21 protein-coding genes and 4 tRNA genes are annotated in these 18,933 nt (G+C 71.8%); 18 read left to right on the forward strand and 7 right to left on the reverse strand.

Features of this window, described 5'->3' with window-relative positions; translation table 11 throughout:
- Positions 1–7: 7 nt before the first annotated feature.
- On the reverse strand, positions 8–175 hold the full coding sequence (locus VFJ21_07655) for a hypothetical protein (GenBank protein ID HET7406995.1): 168 nt from the start codon (positions 173–175) through the stop codon (positions 8–10).
- Positions 176–312: 137 nt separating this feature from the next.
- Here VFJ21_07655 and VFJ21_07660 point away from each other — a divergent pair, with 137 nt between their 5' ends.
- Positions 313–1,218 carry a YihY/virulence factor BrkB family protein gene (locus VFJ21_07660; protein HET7406996.1) on the forward strand — a complete coding sequence of 302 codons (906 nt, stop codon included), beginning with the start codon at positions 313–315 and terminating at the stop codon, positions 1,216–1,218.
- A gap of 9 nt (positions 1,219–1,227) precedes the next feature.
- On the opposite strand, the gene VFJ21_07665 is transcribed toward VFJ21_07660, so the two are convergent.
- Positions 1,228–2,142 (reverse strand): sensor domain-containing diguanylate cyclase, encoded by a 915-nt coding sequence (locus VFJ21_07665; protein ID HET7406997.1) that lies wholly within the window; start codon positions 2,140–2,142, stop codon positions 1,228–1,230.
- An 85-nt stretch (positions 2,143–2,227) separates the two neighbouring features.
- On the opposite strand from VFJ21_07665, the gene VFJ21_07670 reads away from it, so the two are divergent.
- Positions 2,228–2,740 carry an ATP-binding protein gene (locus VFJ21_07670; GenBank protein ID HET7406998.1) on the forward strand — a complete coding sequence of 171 codons (513 nt, stop codon included), beginning with the start codon at positions 2,228–2,230 and terminating at the stop codon, positions 2,738–2,740.
- The gene (locus tag VFJ21_07675) at positions 2,737–3,225 is read left to right on the forward strand and encodes a hypothetical protein (protein ID HET7406999.1); all 489 of its coding nucleotides are present in this window, start codon (positions 2,737–2,739) and stop codon (positions 3,223–3,225) included. The genes VFJ21_07670 and VFJ21_07675 overlap by 4 nt, the downstream gene beginning before the upstream one ends.
- Before the next feature lie 19 nt (positions 3,226–3,244).
- Here the strand turns inward: VFJ21_07675 and VFJ21_07680 are convergent.
- The 4 genes from VFJ21_07680 to VFJ21_07695 all read right to left on the reverse strand — a co-directional run bounded on the left by VFJ21_07680 (position 3,245) and on the right by VFJ21_07695 (position 4,070).
- Positions 3,245–3,318 (reverse strand) — tRNA-Val (locus tag VFJ21_07680).
- Positions 3,319–3,358: 40 nt separating this feature from the next.
- A tRNA-Cys gene (locus tag VFJ21_07685) sits at positions 3,359–3,430 on the reverse strand.
- A 62-nt stretch (positions 3,431–3,492) separates the two neighbouring features.
- Positions 3,493–3,565 (reverse strand) — tRNA-Gly (locus VFJ21_07690).
- Between the two features lie 73 nt (positions 3,566–3,638).
- Positions 3,639–4,070 (reverse strand): SsgA family sporulation/cell division regulator, encoded by a 432-nt coding sequence (locus VFJ21_07695; protein HET7407000.1) that lies wholly within the window; start codon positions 4,068–4,070, stop codon positions 3,639–3,641.
- A 200-nt stretch (positions 4,071–4,270) separates the two neighbouring features.
- Here VFJ21_07695 and VFJ21_07700 point away from each other — a divergent pair.
- The 4 genes from VFJ21_07700 to VFJ21_07715 all read left to right on the forward strand — a co-directional run bounded on the left by VFJ21_07700 (position 4,271) and on the right by VFJ21_07715 (position 7,327).
- Positions 4,271–4,342, forward strand: a tRNA-Val gene (locus VFJ21_07700).
- A 110-nt stretch (positions 4,343–4,452) separates the two neighbouring features.
- On the forward strand, positions 4,453–4,707 hold the full coding sequence (locus tag VFJ21_07705; protein HET7407001.1) for a hypothetical protein: 255 nt from the start codon (positions 4,453–4,455) through the stop codon (positions 4,705–4,707).
- A 72-nt stretch (positions 4,708–4,779) separates the two neighbouring features.
- The gene (gene thrS, locus VFJ21_07710) at positions 4,780–6,780 is read left to right on the forward strand and encodes a threonine--tRNA ligase (protein HET7407002.1); all 2,001 of its coding nucleotides are present in this window, start codon (positions 4,780–4,782) and stop codon (positions 6,778–6,780) included.
- Position 6,781: 1 nt separating this feature from the next.
- Positions 6,782–7,327 (forward strand): HIT domain-containing protein, encoded by a 546-nt coding sequence (locus VFJ21_07715; protein ID HET7407003.1) that lies wholly within the window; start codon positions 6,782–6,784, stop codon positions 7,325–7,327.
- Between the two features lie 106 nt (positions 7,328–7,433).
- Here VFJ21_07715 and VFJ21_07720 read toward each other — a convergent pair whose 3' ends face one another.
- Complete coding sequence (locus VFJ21_07720; protein ID HET7407004.1) at positions 7,434–9,545, reverse strand: elongation factor G-like protein EF-G2; 2,112 nt, start codon at positions 9,543–9,545, stop codon at positions 7,434–7,436.
- A gap of 158 nt (positions 9,546–9,703) precedes the next feature.
- Here VFJ21_07720 and VFJ21_07725 point away from each other — a divergent pair, with 158 nt between their 5' ends.
- From VFJ21_07725 to ruvB, 11 genes are all read left to right on the forward strand, one after another.
- Positions 9,704–10,324 carry a CDP-alcohol phosphatidyltransferase family protein gene (locus tag VFJ21_07725; GenBank protein ID HET7407005.1) on the forward strand — a complete coding sequence of 207 codons (621 nt, stop codon included), beginning with the start codon at positions 9,704–9,706 and terminating at the stop codon, positions 10,322–10,324.
- Positions 10,325–10,345: 21 nt separating this feature from the next.
- Positions 10,346–11,206 carry a phosphatidylinositol mannoside acyltransferase gene (locus tag VFJ21_07730; GenBank protein HET7407006.1) on the forward strand — a complete coding sequence of 287 codons (861 nt, stop codon included), beginning with the start codon at positions 10,346–10,348 and terminating at the stop codon, positions 11,204–11,206.
- Between the two features lie 4 nt (positions 11,207–11,210).
- Entirely contained in the window at positions 11,211–12,371 is a 1,161-nt protein-coding gene (locus VFJ21_07735) for a glycosyltransferase family 4 protein (GenBank protein HET7407007.1), read from the forward strand.
- Positions 12,341–12,901 carry an NUDIX hydrolase gene (locus VFJ21_07740; protein ID HET7407008.1) on the forward strand — a complete coding sequence of 187 codons (561 nt, stop codon included), beginning with the start codon at positions 12,341–12,343 and terminating at the stop codon, positions 12,899–12,901. The genes VFJ21_07735 and VFJ21_07740 overlap by 31 nt, the downstream gene beginning before the upstream one ends.
- A gap of 179 nt (positions 12,902–13,080) precedes the next feature.
- Entirely contained in the window at positions 13,081–14,028 is a 948-nt protein-coding gene (locus VFJ21_07745; protein HET7407009.1) for a DUF3048 domain-containing protein, read from the forward strand.
- 43 nt (positions 14,029–14,071) lie between these two features.
- Entirely contained in the window at positions 14,072–14,983 is a 912-nt protein-coding gene (pdxS, locus tag VFJ21_07750) for a pyridoxal 5'-phosphate synthase lyase subunit PdxS (GenBank protein ID HET7407010.1), read from the forward strand.
- A gap of 49 nt (positions 14,984–15,032) precedes the next feature.
- Positions 15,033–15,668, forward strand: coding sequence for a pyridoxal 5'-phosphate synthase glutaminase subunit PdxT (gene pdxT, locus VFJ21_07755; protein HET7407011.1), 636 nt, complete (start codon positions 15,033–15,035; stop codon positions 15,666–15,668).
- Complete coding sequence (locus VFJ21_07760; GenBank protein HET7407012.1) at positions 15,665–16,414, forward strand: YebC/PmpR family DNA-binding transcriptional regulator; 750 nt, start codon at positions 15,665–15,667, stop codon at positions 16,412–16,414. Before pdxT ends, VFJ21_07760 begins: the two co-directional genes overlap by 4 nt.
- Before the next feature lie 98 nt (positions 16,415–16,512).
- A complete protein-coding gene (gene ruvC, locus VFJ21_07765) occupies positions 16,513–17,028 on the forward strand; it encodes a crossover junction endodeoxyribonuclease RuvC (protein ID HET7407013.1) in 516 nt (171 codons plus the stop codon).
- Positions 17,025–17,639, forward strand: coding sequence for a Holliday junction branch migration protein RuvA (gene ruvA, locus VFJ21_07770; protein HET7407014.1), 615 nt, complete (start codon positions 17,025–17,027; stop codon positions 17,637–17,639). Before ruvC ends, ruvA begins: the two co-directional genes overlap by 4 nt.
- Positions 17,636–18,703 (forward strand): Holliday junction branch migration DNA helicase RuvB, encoded by a 1,068-nt coding sequence (ruvB, locus tag VFJ21_07775; GenBank protein HET7407015.1) that lies wholly within the window; start codon positions 17,636–17,638, stop codon positions 18,701–18,703. The genes ruvA and ruvB overlap by 4 nt, the downstream gene beginning before the upstream one ends.
- The last annotated feature ends 230 nt before the right edge of the window (positions 18,704–18,933 follow it).

An 18,933-nucleotide genomic window follows, 5' to 3' on the forward strand; every position in this document is an offset into this window, starting at 1 on the left:
GCAACCGTCAGCCGGTCGAGGCGTCGCGGTAGCGCAGCCGCGCGCCGACTCGCTTGGCCGGCGCCTGCTCGGCCTCGGCGGTCAGCCGCACCTCCGCGCCGGTGCCGAAGGCCGCCCGGACCGTGACGAACGACCCGTCGACGGCGTACCGCTTGCTCAGGCTCGCGACGTCCATTCCTCCCCACTGCCCCGTCCGCGCGGTCGCTATGCGGCGCGCGCGCCGCGCCGCCCCGCCGTCGGGTGCCGGGACACCGCGTCACGACTCGCCTACCGTGTGGGCTCATGGCCTCGGTCACCGGGCAGCCAAGCGCGGTGACCGATCCGCGCCCTCCCCGACGGCGCGGGGTCTGGTTGCTGATCAAACGCACCGCCGCCAAGTCGTGGGCGGACCGGATCCTCGGGCTGTCCGCGGAGGCCGGGTTCTGGCAGCTGCTGTCGTTGCCACCCCTGCTGCTCGTGGTCCTCGGGGTGATCGGGTTCTTCGGTCACGACCTGCCGGCCGGCACGATCAACGACATCGAGAAGTTCGTTCTCGGCGGGGCCGAGCACGTGATCGCGCCGAAGGCCGTCAACACGCTGATCCGGCCGTCGCTGCACCAGGTGCTCACCAACGGACGGGCCGACGTGGTCTCGGCCGGCTTCGTCTTCGCGTTGTGGTCGGGCTCGACCGCGGTCAGCACCTACGTCAACACGATCACGATCGCCTACAACCTGCGCGACGTGCGGTCGGCGGTCCGCAGCCGGCTGCTCGCCCTGGTCATCTTCCTCGCCGGAGTGGCGATCGGCATCGTGATGCTGCCGTTGCTCGTGATCGGCCCGGACGCAATCGTGCAGTGGGTGCCGGACAGCTACGAGCACCTCGTCAACACCCTGATCTGGATCTTCTACTGGCCGATCGTCGGTATCGGCTGCGTCCTGCTGCTCGCGACGCTGTACCACGTCGCGGTGCCGGTGCGAACCCCGTGGCGCCGTGACCTGCCCGGGGCGGTGCTGGCGATGGCGCTGTGGGTGCTCGGTAGCTTCGGGCTACGCGTCTACCTGATCTTCGTCTTCGGCCACCAGTCGGTCTACGGCTCGCTCGCCTCGCCGATCGCGGTCCTGCTGTTCTTCTACATCACCGCGCTCGCCGTGCTGCTCGGCGCGGAGCTCAACGCGCAGATCGACCAGATGTGGCCGATCAGCAGCACCAGCCGGGCCCGCAGGGGCACACGGGACTGACGGCCCGGCTCAGGTGGTCGCCGGCGGGCGCCGGCCGGCACTCTTCGCGGAGTACATCTGCGCGTCGGCGGAGTCGAGCAGCCGGTTGCCGCCGTCGGCGACGTCGTGCTCCGTGGCCATCGCGACGCCGACCGACACCGTCACGTTGATGCTCGTCCCGGCCACCTGGATCGGCATGCGCACCGCGGTCGCGAGGCGCATCGCGATCTGCTGCGCGGCGCGAGCGTCGTCGACGTCGGGGCACACGATCGCGAACTCGTCGCCGGACAGCCGCGCGGCCGTGTCGGCCGGTCGCAGGGAGGTGGCGATCCGGTCGGCGACGGTGACGAGCACCGCATCGCCGGCCGCGTGGCCGAAGCGGTCGTTGACGCGCTTCAGGCCGTCGACGTCGGCGTAGATGACCGCGAGCTGGCTGCGGTTGCGATGCATCCGGCGCAGCTCGAGGGCGAGGCGGTCGCTGAACAGCAGGCGGTTGGGCAGGCCCGTGAGCGGGTCGTGCAACGCGAGCCGCTCCACCCGCTCGTGCCGCTGCACCGCCTCGGTCACGTCCCACGCGTGGACGACGATGCCCTCGATGCCGGGCTCGGCCGTGCGGTCTTCGACACGGACCTCGACGTGCCGGGGGCCGCCGTCGGGCGCACCGGCCAGGCGCACCACCCGGTGGGCCGGCACGCCGGGGCAACCGGTCACCGATGCGAGCACCATCCGGGCGAGCACCGCCCGGTCGTCGTGATCGAACAGATCGACGAGGCGACGCCCGGTCGCCTGCTCGGGGGTGCTGCCGAGCTGGCGGACCGAAGGGGACGCCCAACGGATCACGCCGTCGTCGCCGACGACGAGCAGCGCCTCTGCCACGCTGCCGAGCAACGTCGCGGCGTCGAGCCTTGACGCGGACGTCAGGGCGCCGGCGGCGATGCTGCTCATCGTCATCTCCTTCTCAGCGTAAAGGTCTTTACCCCATAACCCCCGTCGCGAAGGCACGACTCGCGGAGGCCTACGCTGCGGAGCCGTGGTCGCAGCCGAGTTCACCTTCCGGGGTGGGGACAACAGCAGCGTCCCGGCCGCCCGGCACTTCGTGCAGGAAGTGCTCGCGGGCTGGCGGCGCGCGGAGCAGGGCTGGACCGCCGCCATGGTCGTGACCGAGCTGGCGGCCAACGCGGCGCTGCATGCCGGTGACCAGCCGTTCACCGTGAGCGTCTCGCTCGAAGGCAGCGGCGTACTCCACATCGCCGTCGCCGACCGATCCACCCGGCGACCGCGGACCCGCGACTACAGCGCCGAGGCCACCACCGGTCGCGGGCTGAAGCTCGTCGAGGACCTGTCCAGCCGGTGGGGGGTGAGCCCCCACGAGGGCGGCAAGGTCGTGTGGGCGGACATCGCGCCGTCCGGCGGCCACGGGGTCCGCGACGAGAGCAGCCGCGACGAGGTCGATTTCGACGCACTGCTCGACAGGTTCGACGACTTCGCGGGTGCCTCGGATGCGCGGCGCATCTCGTACGAGGTCCTCGGCTGGGCGGCATGACGGCGCCCGACGCCGACCTGCGTGACGTGCACCTGCTTCAGCTGCCGGTGCCGCTGTGGGTGGCCACCCAGGAGACGGCCGACGCGCTGCTGCGCGAGTTCGCCCTCATCTCCGCCGAATTGCACGACGAGTCCCTCGAGTCCCATGTGACCGTGCCTAAGCGGCTGATACAGCTCATCGAGGCGCTGACCCGCGATTTCGACGGCGTCAGCTCGGAGCAGGAGGACAAGCTCTACGCGGCCGCGGCGGCAAGGGCCCGGGTCATCGACGACCTGCACTTCCGCGTGCCGGTCGAGGCGGCGGCGGCGTCGCGGCAGCTCGGCGAGATGTTCGACGAGGCGGACGAGTACTGCCGTGCTGGGCAGCACCTGCTGACGCTGGCGGCCACCGACGAACAGGTGAAGTTCCGCTGGTGGTACCTGGACCAGTTCATCGACCAGCTCGCCGGCAAACCGCCGGTCGCCTGGCCCGACTACGAGCGCTGAGCCTCTGCTCAGCGGTGGGTGGGCGATAGAGGACTTGAACCTCTGACCTCTTCCGTGTCAAGGAAGCGCGCTACCAGACTGCGCCAATCGCCCTTGCTGCTTCATCGTGCCGGATCTTCGGGCCGATGTCGCGAGGCGGGAGCGGGAATCGAACCCGCGTACAGGGCTTTGCAGGCCCTTGCCTAAGCCACTCGGCCATCCCGCCAACGGGCCCGGAGGCCCCGGAGCTTTCGGGACCGAGGGCCCCTGCGCCTCGCGGCGCCTCCGAGCGGACGACGGGATTCGAACCCGCGACCCTCACCTTGGCAAGGTGATGCTCTACCAACTGAGCCACGTCCGCGTGGCCCGGGAAATCCCCCGGCCTGCGTGCACGACTCTACAGGATCGGGGCGGGGGATCAGCGGGGTCGCCCGTCAGATCTCGGGCTCGCTCCAGAGCAGCAGTGCCAGCTCGGCGTCGACGTCGACGAAGTCGCTCTCGCTGCCGGTCGGGACTGCGGCGTAGGTCTTGGTCAGGAACTCGACGAGGTCGGCCAGCGGGATCTCGAAGAGGGCGCGGCCGGACGGGCTGGACAGCGAGAGGCAGACGACGGGACGGCCGCTGGTGTGCGACGGCCACACCTGGACGTCGCCCTCACCGACCGGGCGGGTGACGCCGTCGGTCAGCAGCTGGCGGGCGAAGGTCCACTCGACGACGTCGGTGTTGCCGGTGTGAAAGGCGACGTGCACCGCATAGGGATCGGAGCCGTCGTAGCGCATGTCGGCCATGACCGGAAGCGACGCGCTGCCCGGCACCACAAGTCGGAGCTCGAGCTCGGCACTCACCATGTCGGGTCGGGCGTTCATCGCGTGGAACCTCTCGTCTGGCATTCGATCCGCTGTTGCCTGCAGTAACGAGCCTTCCCGCGCCGAGGACACGGCTAACGCACGGGGGTGCCGGAAGCGCCCGATTCGTCGGGCAATTTCGGGCACGAACCGCGCACACCGGGACGTCTGTGCACGTAGCCCGCCCCGCTGTCGTGGCAGGTTACAGTGGTCGCCGTCCCGGGCGATTAGCTCAGCGGGAGAGCACTCGCTTCACACGCGAGGGGTCACTGGTTCGATCCCAGTATCGCCCACTTCGTCCCGCCTTTCCGCCGTACGCCGTAGCGCCGTGCCGCAAACGCGCAGGTCGTTACGCCGCGAGGTGGGCTGACGGCGAATCTCCGCACCGCTATCGTCGCCCGCCGTGGAGGCAGTTCTCGCCGGCGGCGGCGTCGAGGAAGAGCTCGAGGTCCGCGGGGTCGGTCCGGTGGGTGCCCGTTACGAGCGGTGCCCGGCCGGCTGGCAGGCGACGTTCACGATCCGCGCGCCGGAGCCGGCCGACCTCGCGCTGGTCCATCGGCTGGTCGCGCCCACTCTCGCCGAGGCTCGGCGGGCCGTCCCGGCGGCCGCGCAGTTCCTGCTCGGAAAGCCTCTCGACGAGCCGTTCCTGCCTCTGTGAGCGCGCTCTAACTCGGTTTTGCCGCTGGGTAGCATCGGCTCGCCCCTGTCCGACGGCGAGTGGGAGTACTCCGTGGCCGACCTCCGCATCACCCTCGACGGCGCTCCTCGCGTCGTGTCGACGGGGGAGACGGTCGGCACGATCCTCGCCGACGCGGGCATCGAGGCGGTCGGGGTGCGCGCCAACGAGATCGCCCTGCACGACCTGTCGTGGCTGCCGGAGGACGGCGACGCGCTGGAGTCGATCCCGCTCGCCTCGCCGGAGGGGCGGGCGATCCTGCGCCACTCGACCGCTCACGTGATGGCCCAGGCGGTGACCGACCTCTTCCCCGACGCGAAGTTCGCGATCGGGCCGCCGGTCGACAACGGCTTCTACTACGACTTCGACGTCGCCGAGCCGTTCACGCCCGACGACGTCGAGCGCATCGAGGCACGGATGCGCGAGATCATCAGCGCCGACCAGCGCTTCACCCGGCGGCGGCTGGAGCCCGACGAGGCGCGCGCGCTGTTCCACGACCAGCCCTACAAGCTCGACATCATCGACCGTGCAACCTCGGGCCAGGTCTCGGGCGAGGAGATGGTCGACGCGGCCGGCCCCGAGATCACCGTCTACGACAACAAGACCAACGGCGATGTCGCCTGGACCGACCTCTGCCGCGGGCCGCACGTCCCGTCGACGGGCGCGATCCCGGCGTTCAAGCTGATGCGCACCGCCGCGGCGTACTGGCGCGGCGACGAGCACAACCAGCAGTTGCAGCGGATCTACGGCACCGCGTGGGAGTCGCAGCAGGCTCTGGACGACTACCTCGTCCGGCTGGAGGAGGCGGAGAAACGCGACCACCGCCGCCTCGGCGCCGACCTCGATCTGTTCAGCTTCCCGGAGGAGATCGGCTCCGGGCTGGCCGTCTTCCACCCCAAGGGCGCGGCCGTACGCCGGGTGATGGAGGACTACTCGCGGCGCCGGCACGAGCAGGCCGACTACTCGTTCGTCTACTCGCCGCACATCACGAAGGAGAACCTCTTCCAGACCTCCGGCCACCTGCAGTGGTACGCGGACGGCATGTACCCGCCCATGCAGATGGAGGGGCACGACTACTACCTCAAGCCGATGAACTGCCCGTTCCACTGTCTGATCTTCCAGGCGCGGGGCCGGTCCTACCGCGATCTCCCGTTGCGTTTCTTCGAGTTCGGCACGGTCTACCGCTACGAGAAGTCCGGCGTGGTCCACGGGCTGACCCGCGCACGCGGCTTCGCGCAGGACGACGCCCACATCTTCTGCACCCGCGAGCAGATGGGCGAGGAGCTCAAGAGCCTGCTCGGGTTCGTGCTGTCCCTGCTGAGCGACTACGGACTGTCGGACTTCTACCTCGAGCTGTCGACCCGCGACGACAGCGAGAAGTTCGTGGGGGAGCAGGCCGACTGGGACGAGGCGACCGAGGCGCTGCGCGAGGCGGCGGTCGACTCGGGCCTGGAGCTCGTGCCCGACCCCGGTGGCGCGGCGTTCTACGGGCCGAAGATCTCCGTCCAGGCGCGCGACGCGATCGGACGCAGCTGGCAGATCTCGACCATCCAGCTCGACTTCCAGACCCCGGCGCGCTTCGGTCTCGAGTACCAGACAGCCGACAACACCAGGGCGCAGCCGGTGATGATCCACCGTGCGCTGTTCGGGTCGGTCGAGCGCTTCTTCGCGGTGCTGCTCGAGCACTACGCCGGCGCCTTCCCCGCCTGGCTCGCGCCGGTGCAGGTCACCTGCATCCCGATCGCCGAGCGGCACGTGCCCTACCTGGAGGAGATCGCCGCCCGGCTGCGCGGTGCGGGCCTGCGGGTCGAGGTCGACACGTCCGACGAGCGCATGCAGAAGAAGATCGCGAAGGCGCAGACGGAGAAGGTGCCGTTCATGCTGATCGCGGGAGACCGCGACGTGGAAGCGGGCGCCGTGTCGTTCCGCTACCGCACGGGAGTCGAGCGGCGCGGCGTGCCGGTCGCCGACGCGGTGCAGGAGATCGAGCGGGTGGTGGCCAACCGCGTCGACCCGCCCGACGCGCTCAACCCCGACACTGCCATCTCCGCCTGAGATGACCGCGCCCGAGCCCGACCCGGCGACCACGGAGCAGCAGCACGGCTGTGGGCCGGCCGACACCTTCCAGCGCCTGTGGATGCCGCACCGCATGGCTTACATCAAGGGCGAGGGCAAGGCGGGATGCCCCTTCTGCGAGATCCCGACGATGAGCGACGAGGACGGCCTGATCGTGGCGCGGGGGTCGTGCGTCTACGCCGTGCTCAACCTGTACCCCTACAACGGCGGTCACCTGATGATGGTGCCGTTCCGGCACGTCGCCGACTACACCGACCTCGAGGACGGCGAGACCGCCGAGCTCGCCGAATTCACCAAGAAGGCGATGCAGGCGCTGCGCGCGTCGAGCAACGCGCAGGGCTTCAACATCGGTATGAACCAGGGCGGGGTGGCCGGCGCCGGCATCGCCGCGCACCTGCACCAGCACGTCGTGCCGCGGTGGGGCGGCGACACCAACTTCATGCCGGTCGTCGGCCACACCAAGGTGCTGCCGCAGCTGCTGAGCGAGACCCGGGAGCTCGTGGCGGCCCACTGGCCGCCGGACTGAGCATCGCGCCCACTTGTCCGGCCGTCGGGGGGTGAAAAGGGGCCTTCCGGGCCCCTTACCGGCGGACAAGTCGGGCTAGAACCACGCGGGCAGGTCGCGCCCCGGACTAGGGCGCCGGTTCTTCCTGCTGCTCGGCGGCGATCTTGCCCGCCAGGTGCGACGGCATCGGCTCGTGCCGCAGGTAGTGGCGGGTGAACGTGCCCGTGCCGTGCGACAGCGACCGCAGGTCGATCGCGTAGCGGGTGATCTCGATCTCGGGCACCTCGGCCCGGACCAGCGTGCGGCCGTTGTCACCGACGGGTTCGGTGCCGGTCACCCGGCCACGGCGTGACGACAGGTCGCTCATCACGGCGCCGACGTAGTCGTCGGGCACCAGCGTCGCCAGCTCGACGACGGGCTCGAGCAGCGTCACGGTGCCGTTCTGGGCGGCGTCGCGCAGCGCCAGACCGCCGGCCATCTGGAAGGCCATGTCGGAGGAGTCGACGGAGTGCGCCTTGCCGTCGACGAGCGTGACGCGGATGTCGACCAGCGGGTAGCCGGCGCTGACCCCGCGCTCCATCTGTGCGCGCACGCCCTTCTCGACCGAGGGGATGAACTGGTTGGGCACCGAGCCGCCGTAGATCTTGTCGACGAACTCGAAGCCCTCGCCCGACCCGAGCGGCTCGACCTGGATGTCGCAGACGCCGTACTGCCCGTGGCCGCCGGACTGCTTCACGTGCCGGCCGTGCCCCTTCGCCGCCCCGGAGAAGGTCTCGCGCAGCGGCACGCGCAGCGGCACCTCGGTGACCTCGACGCCGTACTTCGTCTTCAGCCGCTCGAGCAGCACGTCGGCGTGGGCCTCGCCCATGCACCACAGCACGAGCTGGTGGGTCTCGGCGTTGCGGTCGAGCCGCACCGTCGGCTCCTCGGCGACCATGCGGGCAAGACCGGTCGACAGCTTGTCCTCGTCGGACTTGCTCTTCGCCTCGATCGCGACCGGCAGCAGCGGCTCGGGCATCTCCCAGGCCGACATCAGCAGTGGCTCCTCCTTCGACGACAACGTGTCGCCGGTCTCGGCGCGCGACAGCTTCGCGATCGCGCAGATGTCTCCGGCGATGACCCGGTCGACCGGCCGCAGCTGCTTGCCCAGCGGCGAGGCGAGGGCGCCGACCTTCTCGTCGACGTCGTGGTCTTCGTGCCCGCGCTCGGCCAGGCCGTGCCCGGACACGTGCACGACGGTGTCGGGGCGCAGCGTGCCGGAGAACACCCGCACCAGCGAGATCCGACCGACGTAGGGGTCGGTCGTCGTCTTGATCACTTCCGCGCACAGCGGGCCGGACGGGTCGCAGGTCAGTGGCGAGATCGCCGAGCCGTCGGGCCTGGTCACCGTCGGCAGCGGGTGCTCGAGCGGTGACGGGAACGCGCTGGTGAGCACCTCGAGCAGCTCGGTCATGCCGACGCCGGTGCCCGCGCACACCGGCAGCACCGGGTAGAACGAGCCGCGCGCCACCGCGGTCTCCAGGTCGCCGACGAGAACCTTGACGTCGATCTCCTCGCCGCCGAGGTAGCGGTCCATCAGGGTCTCGTCCTCGGACTCCGCGATGATCCCTTCGATCAGCGCGCTGCGGGCGGTGGCCACGTCGTCGTCGTCGCGGGTCGGGTTGAGCAGCGACGACAGGCCCGTGACCTCGGCCCCCGACCGCTCGGGCAGGTAGAGGGGGAGTACGCCGGCGCCGAACGCCTCCTGGCACGCGGCGAGCGCCCCGTCGACGTCGGCGCGCGGCGAGTCGAGCCGGGTGACGACGACGGCGCGTGGCATGCCGACGTTGGCGCACTCGTCCCAGATCATGCGGGTGGTGCCGTCGATGCCGTCGGCGGCCGACACGATGAACAGCGCGGCATCGGCGGCGCGCAGCCCCGCGCGCAGGTCTCCCACGAAGTCGGCGTAGCCGGGCGAGTCGAGCAGGTTGACCTTGACCCCGGCGTGCTCGAACGGCGCGACGACGAGCGAGACGGACCGCTGCTGGCGGACCTCCGCCTCGTCGTGGTCGCTCACGGTGCTGCCGTCCTCGACCCGACCGGCCCGGGGGATCGTCCCGGTCGCGACGAGGAGGGCCTCGACGAGCGTCGTCTTCCCCGATCCGGAATGGCCGACCAGCACCACGTTGCGGATGTTCGCGGGCTGCTCGACCGAAGGTGCCCTGCCGGGCGCAGCGCCGGCGCCGGATTTGTCGGCCATGACCACCACCCTTTCGATGCGGACTGCTCGGGGGCGGACCTCATGGGAGGACCGGCGGCACGAGGCGTGCCGTGTGCTGATGCAACTCCCGAAACCCGTGGTGTGACAAGGGCCGCGAGGCCGGATCCGATCACCGCTGCTGGCTATCCTCGGCGCTCATGCTCGGCATACACGCCCGCCCGGTGATCAACCGACTCTTCCGGCCACTGGGCACGCGCCTCGTCGCGTGGGGCGTGACGCCCAACATGATCACCGTCGTCGGCACGGTCGGCGTGGTCGGCGGTGCGCTCGGCTTCTACCCGCGCGGCTCGTTCCTGTGGGGCACGGTCGTCATCACCTGCTTCGTGTTCAGTGACTCCCTCGACGGGGTGGTCGCGCGCATCTCCGGCTCTACCGGCGTCTACGGCGCGTTCCTCGACTCGACGCTCGACCGGTTCGGCGACGCCGCGATCTTCGGTGGCATCGCGCTCTACTGGGCCGGCCCCGGCGACGACCAGCTCGTGGCGGGCGTCGCGCTGTTCACGCTGGCGCTCTCGCTCATCACGTCGTACGTCAAGGCGCGCGCCGAGGGGCTCGGCATGACCTGCAACGTCGGGCTCGTCGAGCGCCCGGAGCGGCTCGTCGCGATCCTGGTGGCCACCGGGTTCTCCGGGATCTTCGACGTCAACGAGCTGCAGGTCGCGGTGCTCTGGGTGCTGGCGGTGACGGCCGCGATCACCGTCGGGCAGCGGCTCGCAGAGGTACGCCGCCAGGCGCTGGCTCTCTCCCGACCCGCATGACCCGCGAGGGGCGATGAGCGCGTGAGGCTGCCGGACTGGGGCTACGCGGCCGGCTGGCGGGCGATCCGCACGGTGCCGTCGCCGTTCGCGCGGGCGGTCTTCGACGTCGGCGCCCGGGTCGGCTTCCACCGGCAGGGCACCGCCGCGCGACGACTGCGCGGCAACCTCGCCCGGGTGGTCGACGAGTCGGTCCTCGACGCGACGGTGGCTGCCGGGATGCGGTCCTACGCGCGCTACTGGTGCGAGGTCTTCCGGCTGCCCGAGCTGGACCGTGACACGGTCGTCGGCCGGATGAACGTCGCTCACGAGCACCGGCTGCGCGAGGCCTGGGCCGAGGGCCGCGGGATGATCCTCGCCCTGCCGCACACCGGCAACTGGGACCACGCGGGTGCGTGGCTGGTGATGACCGGGGTGCCGTTCACGACGGTCGCGGAACGGCTGCGCCCGGAGGCTCTCTACGGTCGGTTCGTGCGGTTCCGGGAGTCGCTGGGCATGGAGGTGATCCCGCTCACCGGCGGGGAGCGGCCGCCCTACGCCGTGCTCGCCGAGCGGCTGCGCGCCGGCGGCTGCCTGTGCCTGCTCGCCGACCGCGACCTGACGTCGACCGGGGTCGGGGTCGACTTCTTCGGCGGCCGCGCCAAGATGCCGGCCGGGCCCGCAGCCCTCGCCATCGACACCGGGGCGGCGCTGCTGCCGGTCACCCTGCACTACCCCGACGACCGGTCGTGGGCGGGCCACATCCACCCGCGCGTGGTGCCGCCAGCCGGGAGGTCGCGCCAGGAGCAGATCGGGGCGATGACGCAGCAGATGGCCGACGCGTTCGCCGAGGGCATCGCCGCGCACCCTGAGGACTGGCACATGTTCCAGAAGGTCTGGGTGTAGGGCCGTGCGCGTCGGGATGGTGAGCCCCTACCCCTGGGACGTCCCCGGCGGCGTCGTCGCGCACATCCGCGACCTGGCCGAGACGCTGCAGGACCTGGGTCACGAGGTCTCGGTGATGACGCCGGTCGACGACGACGAGGCGCCGCTGCCGGCGTACGTCGTGCGGGCCGGGCGAAGCATCCCGGTGCCCTACAACGGCTCGGTTGCCCGGTTGACGTTCGGACCCGTGTCGGCGACGCGGATGCTGCGGTGGCTGCGGGCGGGGCAGTTCGACGTGCTGCACGTGCACCAGCCCGAGACGCTGAGCCTGTCGCTGCTCGCCGTGATGTGCGCCGACGGGCCGATCGTGTCGACGTCGCACGCGCACAACACGCGGTCGCGGATCCTGTCGCTGTTCCAGACGCCGCTGCAGACGCAGCTGGAGAAGGTGCAGGCACGCATCGCCGTGTCGCCTGCCGCTCGGCGCACGATCGTCGAGCACCTGGGCCACGACGCGGTGCTCGTGCCCAACGGCGTACACGTCCACCGGTTCGCCCTGGCGCAACCGTTGCCGGGATGGCCCGGCGAGGGTGGTGCGGCCGGGTTCATCGGCCGCATCGACGAGCCGCGCAAGGGGCTGGCCACGCTGCTCGACGCCTTCGCGCAGCTCGCCGTTGCGCGTCCGGACCTGCGCCTGCTCGTCGCCGGCCCGGGTGACCCGCCGGCGCTGCCCCGGTCGCTGCGCGACCGCGTGGTCTTCCTCGGCCTGGTGAGCGACGAGGACAAGGCGCGCTTCTACCGGTCTGTCGACGTGTTCGTCGCTCCCAACACCGGAGGGGAGAGCTTCGGCATCGTGCTGCTGGAGGCGCTCGCCGCCGGCACACCGATCGTGGCCAGCGACCTCGACGCCTTCCGCCAGGTGCTCGACGACGGGCGGGCCGGTGTGCTCTTCCCGGCGGGCGATCCCGACGCCCTCGTCACCGCGCTCGGCTCGCTGCTCGACGCGCCGGGGGAGCGGGAGCGGCTCGTCGACGCGGGCCGGCGGACGGTGCGCCGATACGACTGGTCGGTCGTGGCGCGTGAGGTCGTCCGGGTCTACGAGACGGTGATCGTGTCCGGGACGTCCGTGGGGGTCGACGAGGCTACAGTCGAGCTGTGGGCCTCGCAGTCGGCTTCGTCCTCGTAGTCGTACTCGCCGTCGCCTACCTGAGCTGGACCGCGAGCCGCCTCGACCGGCTGCACCAGCGGGTCGACACCGCCGGCGCCGCGTTGGAGGCACAGCTCGTGCAGCGGGCGAGCGCCTGCCGCACGCTCGCGTCGGTCCGTGCGCTGCCGGCACCGGTCGCCGACACCCTCGGACGCCGCGCCGGGGTGTCGCTGGCGACTGCCGGGCTGGGCTGCGAGCGGGAGGCCGCCGAGAACCTGCTCTCCCGCCAGCTGCATGCGTGCCTCCAGGCGGCTCCCACGGTGTTCGTGCCGGGCAGTGAACCGGTCGACGACCTGCTCGGCGCGGCGGCGGGGGTGGCGTTCGCGCGCCGCTTCTACAACGACGCGGTGCTCGGCGCACTCGACGTGCGGCAGCGCCGGCTGCCGCGGCTGTTCCGCCTCGCCGGGCACGCGGAGATGCCGGCCTGCTTCGAGATCGACGACACGTTGCCGTGGGAGTCCGTCTCGCGGTCCGCCCACGCCGACCGCGACGCCGCGCCCCTGGGGTAGCGCCCTGCCACGCTCGGGCTCGGCTAACGTCATCGCCGGCGGCCGGTCGCCGCTCAATCCGTCTATTGAGGAAGCGCTGCACCGTGCCTGCCCGCCGTCCGTCGCTCGTCGCTGCTCTGGTCCTGGCGTCACTGGCTCTGGCCGGCTGCAGTGGTTCGGCGCCGCACAAGGCCGCGCCGATGCGGACCCCGACGCACGGCCCGAGCCCGACAGCGAGCCCCACTCCGACCCTCGCCGCACCACCGCCCGGGGGCTGGCTCACCGGTCAGCCCGGCCCCACCGGGCCGGTTGTGGCGGTCAAGATCGACAACGCCCCCAGCGCCCGACCGCTGCAGCACGGCCTGCAGGCGGCGCAGGTCGTCTACGAGGAGCTCGTCGAAGGCGGCACGACGCGCTACATGGCGATGTACGTCGGTCCGTCGGACACCGACATCGGCCCGGTCCGCAGTGCCCGCGACACCGACGTCGAGCTGCTCGGCGAGTACGGCAAGGTGCTCTTCGGCTTCTCCGGCGCCAATCGCGGGGTGCTCGCGCACATCGACGCGGCCAATCTGGTGCCGGTGCCCGACGAGCGCTACGACGGGGCCTACACGATGCGTGGCCGCCGAGTCGAGGCCTACAACTTCTACACGACACCCAGGCGGCTGATCGCCGCCGCGCCGGCGAAGGCGACCGATCTGACCGACGTCGGGTTCCGCTTCGGCCCGGCACCGGCCGGTGGCACGCCGGTGACGGGGCGGCTGGTCGCGACGTTCTCGTCGTACACCAAGAACTACCTGTCCTGGGACGCCGCACGCGGTGGCTGGCACGTGCAGGTCGGCAGCTGGCTCGTGCAGGGCACCGACGGGACGTCGGTCGCGCCGGCGAACATCCTCGTGCAGTTCGTGCCGCTGCGGGCCGGCCGCTACGTCGACGTGCTCGGCAACAACTCGCCGGACTCGGCGACCATCGGGTCCGGTCGCGCGGTGCTGCTGCGCGACGGCAACCGCTACGACGGCACGTGGAGCCGTACCGGTCTCACCGCACCGACCAGCTGGACCGGCGCCGACGGCAAGCCGCTCACCCTCAAACCGGGACAGACCTGGATCCTGCTGGTGCCGCAGACGAACGACCTGGTGGCCGGCTGATTCACGGTCGTCGCGCCTGCGGGGCCCGCCGTACCATTTCCTCGTGAACACCGCGCAGAGCACACCCGCAGAAACCGCCGTCGGCACCGCCCGCGTCAAGCGCGGCATGGCCGAGATGCTCAAGGGCGGCGTCATCATGGACGTCGTCACCCCGGACCAGGCCAAGATCGCCGAGGACGCCGGCGCGGTGGCGGTCATGGCGCTCGAGCGGGTGCCCGCCGACATCCGCGCGCAGGGCGGCGTCGCCCGGATGAGCGACCCCGACATGATCGAAGGCATCATCGAGGCGGTCTCGATCCCGGTCATGGCCAAGGCCCGCATCGGCCACTTCGTCGAGGCGCAGGTGCTCGAGGCGCTCGGCGTCGACTACATCGACGAGTCCGAGGTGCTGACCCCGGCCGACGAGGCGCACCACATCGACAAGTGGAAGTTCACCGTGCCGTTCGTCTGCGGTGCGACCAACCTCGGCGAGGCGCTGCGCCGCATCTCCGAGGGCGCCGCGATGATCCGCTCCAAGGGCGAGGCCGGAACCGGCAACGTCGTCGAAGCCGTGCGGCACATGCGCTCGGTGCTCTCCGAGATCCGCCGGCTGCAGTCGGCCTCCGAGGAGGAGCTGTTCGCCGCGGCCAAGGAGCTGCGCGCGCCGGTCGAGCTGGTCCGCGAGGTGGCCGAGGCGGGCAAGCTGCCGGTCGTGCTGTTCACCGCGGGCGGCATCGCCACCCCTGCCGACGCGGCGATGATGATGCAGCTCGGCGCCGAGGGCGTGTTCGTCGGCTCCGGCATCTTCAAGTCCGGCGATCCGGCCAAGCGGGCGCGGGCGATCGTCGAGGCGACCACGATGCACGACGACCCGCAGATCATCGCCAAGGTGTCGCGCGGGCTCGGCGAGGCGATGGTCGGCATCAACGTCAGCGAGCTGCCCGCCGAGCAGCGCTACGCCTCCCGCGGTTGGTGACCACGTCGCCAAGTCGCTCGCTGCGCCCGCGGCTCCGCGGGCGCCCCGCATGACAACCCCGCGCATCGGCGTACTCGCCCTCCAGGGCGACGTGCGCGAGCATCTCGCGGCACTGACCCGCGCGGGCGCGTCCGCCACCCCGTTGCGGCGGCCCGAGGAGCTGGACCGCGTCGAAGGAGTCGTGCTGCCCGGCGGCGAGTCGACGACGATCGGCAAGCTGCTGGTGACCTTCGAGCTGCTGGAGCCGCTGCAGAAGGCGGTGGCGGCCGGGCTGCCGGTCTACGGCTCCTGCGCCGGCATGATCCTCCTCGCCGACGACGTGCTCGACGGCGTGCCCGGCCAGGACCGCATCGGCGGGATGGACATCGTCGTACGCCGCAACGCGTTCGGCCGGCAGGTCGACTCCTTCGAGGGGACGGTCGACCTCGACGGCGTCGGCAGCGTGCCGGCGGTGTTCATCCGCGCGCCGTGGGTCGAGCGTGCGGGCGGTGGCGTGCAGGTGGTCGGCCGGCTCGGGCACCACGTGCACAGCCGCTCGACGGGTGCGGACCCCGGTGATCTCGCCGGTACGATCGTCGCGGTGCGGCAGGACCACCTGCTCGCGACCTCATTCCACCCGGAGCTCACCGGTGACGCCCGGGTGCACCAGCTGTTCGTCTCGATGGTCAGGGAGCGCGGGGCATGAGCGGTCACTCCAAGTGGGCGACCACCAAGCACAAGAAGGCCGTCGTCGACGCGCGCCGCGGCAAGCTGTTCGCGAAACTGATCAAGAACGTCGAGGTGGCCGCGCGCACCGGCGGCGGCGACCCGGCGGGCAACCCGACACTGGCCGACGCCATCGCCAAGGCCAAGGGCAGCTCGGTGCCCAACGACAACATCGACCGGGCGGTCAAGCGGGGGTCCGGCGAACTGGCCGGCGGGGCCGACTGGGAGCCGATCACCTACGAGGGCTACGCGCCCGGCGGTGTTGCTCTGCTCATCGAGTGCCTGACCGACAACCGCAACCGGGCCGCCTCCGAGGTGCGCACCGCCGTGACGCGGGGTGGCGGCTCGATGGCCGATCCGGGGTCGGTGGCCTACCTGTTCAACCGCAAGGGCGTGGTGCTCGTGCCCGCCGAGGGGCTCGGCGAGGACGACGTACTCGTCGCCGTGCTCGACGCGGGTGCCGAGGAGGTCAACAACCTCGGTGAGGCCTACGAGGTGGTGTCCGAGGCCGGCGACCTGCAGGCGGTGCGGGTGGCGCTCGAGGCCGCGGGCATCGCGATCGAGTCCGCCGACGTGGCCTGGCTGCCCAGTGTCTCCGTGCCGGTCGACGACGACACCGGCCGCAAGATCCTGCGGCTCGTGGAGGCGCTCGACGACTGCGACGACGTGCAGAACGTCTGGGCCAACTTCGACATCTCCGACGAGGTCCTCGCCGAAGCCGGCTGACGAGGTCCCCGCCGAGGGGGGCGTGTCGTTGAGTGGTTGGCGGCGGCGTACGCCGTAGCCTTCCGAACAGGTGTTCGGGCGAGGCGGAGGTGCGGCGCGTGCGGGTGCTCGGTGTCGACCCCGGGCTGACACGGCTCGGCCTCGGCGTGGTCGACGGAAGCCCGGGCAGGCCGATGCGACTCGTGGCCGTCGACGTCGTGCGCACACCAGCGACCGACGACATCGGAGCTCGGTTGCTCGCCCTCGAGGGCGCGCTCGAGCAGTGGCTGGCCGCGCACCGGCCCGACGCGGTCGCCGTGGAGCGGGTGTTCAGCCAGCACAACGTGCGCACGGTCATGGGCACCGCCCAGGCCTCGGCCGCGGCGATCCTGGTCGCTGCCCGGGCAGGCGTGCCCGTCGCGCTGCACACGCCGAGCGAGGTCAAGGCCGCGATCACCGGCTCGGGTCGGGCCGACAAGGCCCAAGTCGCGGCCATGGTCGCTCGCGTGCTGGCGCTGCCCGACCGGCCCAAGCCCGCCGACGCCGCCGACGCGCTTGCTCTCGCGGTCTGCCACGTCTGGCGCGGCAGCGCGCAGCGGCGGCTGGCCGAGGCGCTCGCGGCGAGGTCGGCGTGATCGCCTCGGTGCGCGGGCGGGTGCTCGCGACCGGTGCCGACACCGCCGTCATCGAGGTCGGAGGCGTCGGCCTGTCGGTGCAGTGCGCACCGGCCGGGTTGGCCACCCTCCGAGTCGGCGACCTGGCGCGGCTGTCGACCTCACTGGTCGTCCGCGAGGACTCGTTGACGCTCTACGGCTTCGCCGACGACGACGCCCGCGACCTGTTCGAGCTGCTGCAGACCGCCAGTGGCGTCGGGCCCAAGCTCGCCCAGGCGATGCTCGCCGTGCTCGGTGCCGACGGCGTGCGTGCCGCGGTCGCGACCGACGACCTGACCACGCTCACCCGCGTCCCCGGCATCGGCCGCAAGGGAGCGCAGCGCATCGTGCTCGAGCTCAAGGACCGCATCGGCGCCGTCCCGAGCGGCCCGATCAGCCTGCCCGTCCCACGCGAGGCGGCCTGGCGCGAGCAGGTCGGCTCGGCCCTTGCCGGCCTCGGCTGGTCGGCCCGTGAGGTCGAGCAGGCCCTCGGCGCGGTCGCCCCCGACGCCGACGACGCGCTCGCGGCCGGCGAGGAGCCCGACGTCGCGGTGCTGCTCAAGTCGGCGCTTCGGCTGCTGAGCCGCGCATGACCGACCAGGCAGAGATCGTCTCGCCCTACGCAGACGGCGACGAGCGCATCGTCGAGGCCGCGCTGCGGCCGAAGCGCCTCGACGAGTTCATCGGACAGCACCGGGTGCGCGAGCAGCTCATGGTCATGCTCGACTCGGCCCGCGACCGGGGGCGGCCCCCCGACCACGTCCTGCTCTCCGGTCCGCCGGGTCTCGGCAAGACCACGATGGCGATGATCATCGCGGCCGAGCTGGGCGCGCCGCTGCGGGTCACCAGCGGTCCGGCGATCGAGCGGGCCGGTGACCTGGCCGCGCTGCTCTCCACCTTGTCCGAGGGAGAGGTGCTCTTCCTCGACGAGATCCACCGGATGGCCCGGCCGGCCGAGGAGATGCTCTACGTCGCGATGGAGGACTTCCGGGTCGACGTCGTCGTCGGCAAGGGGCCGGGCGCCACCGCCATCCCGCTCGACGTCTCGCCGTTCACCCTCGTGGGCGCGACGACGCGAGCCGGGCTGCTGCCCGGGCCCCTGCGCGACCGCTTCGGCTTCGTCGCCCATCTCGACTTCTACGAGCCGGCCGACCTGCAACGGGTCATCGAGCGTTCGGCGCGGCTCCTCGACGTGCCGATCGACCACGACGCGATCGCCGAGATCGCCGGGCGTTCGCGCGGCACACCGCGCATCGCCAACCGGTTGCTCCGCCGGGTCCGCGACTTCGCGCAGGTGCGGGCCGGCGGGCAGGTCACCCGCGATGTCGCCCGCGACGCGCTCGCGCTCTACGACGTCGACGAGCGGGGTCTCGACCGGCTCGACCGGGCCGTCCTCGACGCTCTGCTGCGCCGCTTCGACGGGGGACCGGTCGGCCTCTCGACCCTCGCCGTCGCGGTCGGCGAGGAGCCGGAGACCGTCGAGGAGGTCGCCGAGCCGTTCCTCGTCCGGGCCGGGCTGCTCGCCCGCACGCCCCGGGGGCGGGTGGCGACAGCGACCGCCTGGAGCCACCTCGGCCTGCGGCCGCCCGCGCCGCGGGGCCTGGAGCCCGCGCTGTTCCCCGTCGAGGAGGTCGCCGACGATCCGGTGCCCGACTGACCGGCGACACGGCGGGCCGCGCGGTTGACCGCATGGTGACCCCTCACCGCGCGGGCGCCCCCTAGACTCGGTGGTCGTGCCGCCTCGGCGTACGCCGGGGGCGGAGGTTCCCATGGCCCGTCGCGTTGCGGCCCGCGGCCACCCCGATGGAGGGCAACACCCGTGATCCACACTGGCGGTGCGGTGCTGACCGCGCTCGGCCCGCTTGCGGCGAACTCGAACAGCAGCGG

This window comes from Mycobacteriales bacterium (assembly GCA_035690485.1).
Taxonomy (GTDB): Bacteria; Actinomycetota; Actinomycetes; order JAFAQI01; family DASSKL01; genus DASSKL01.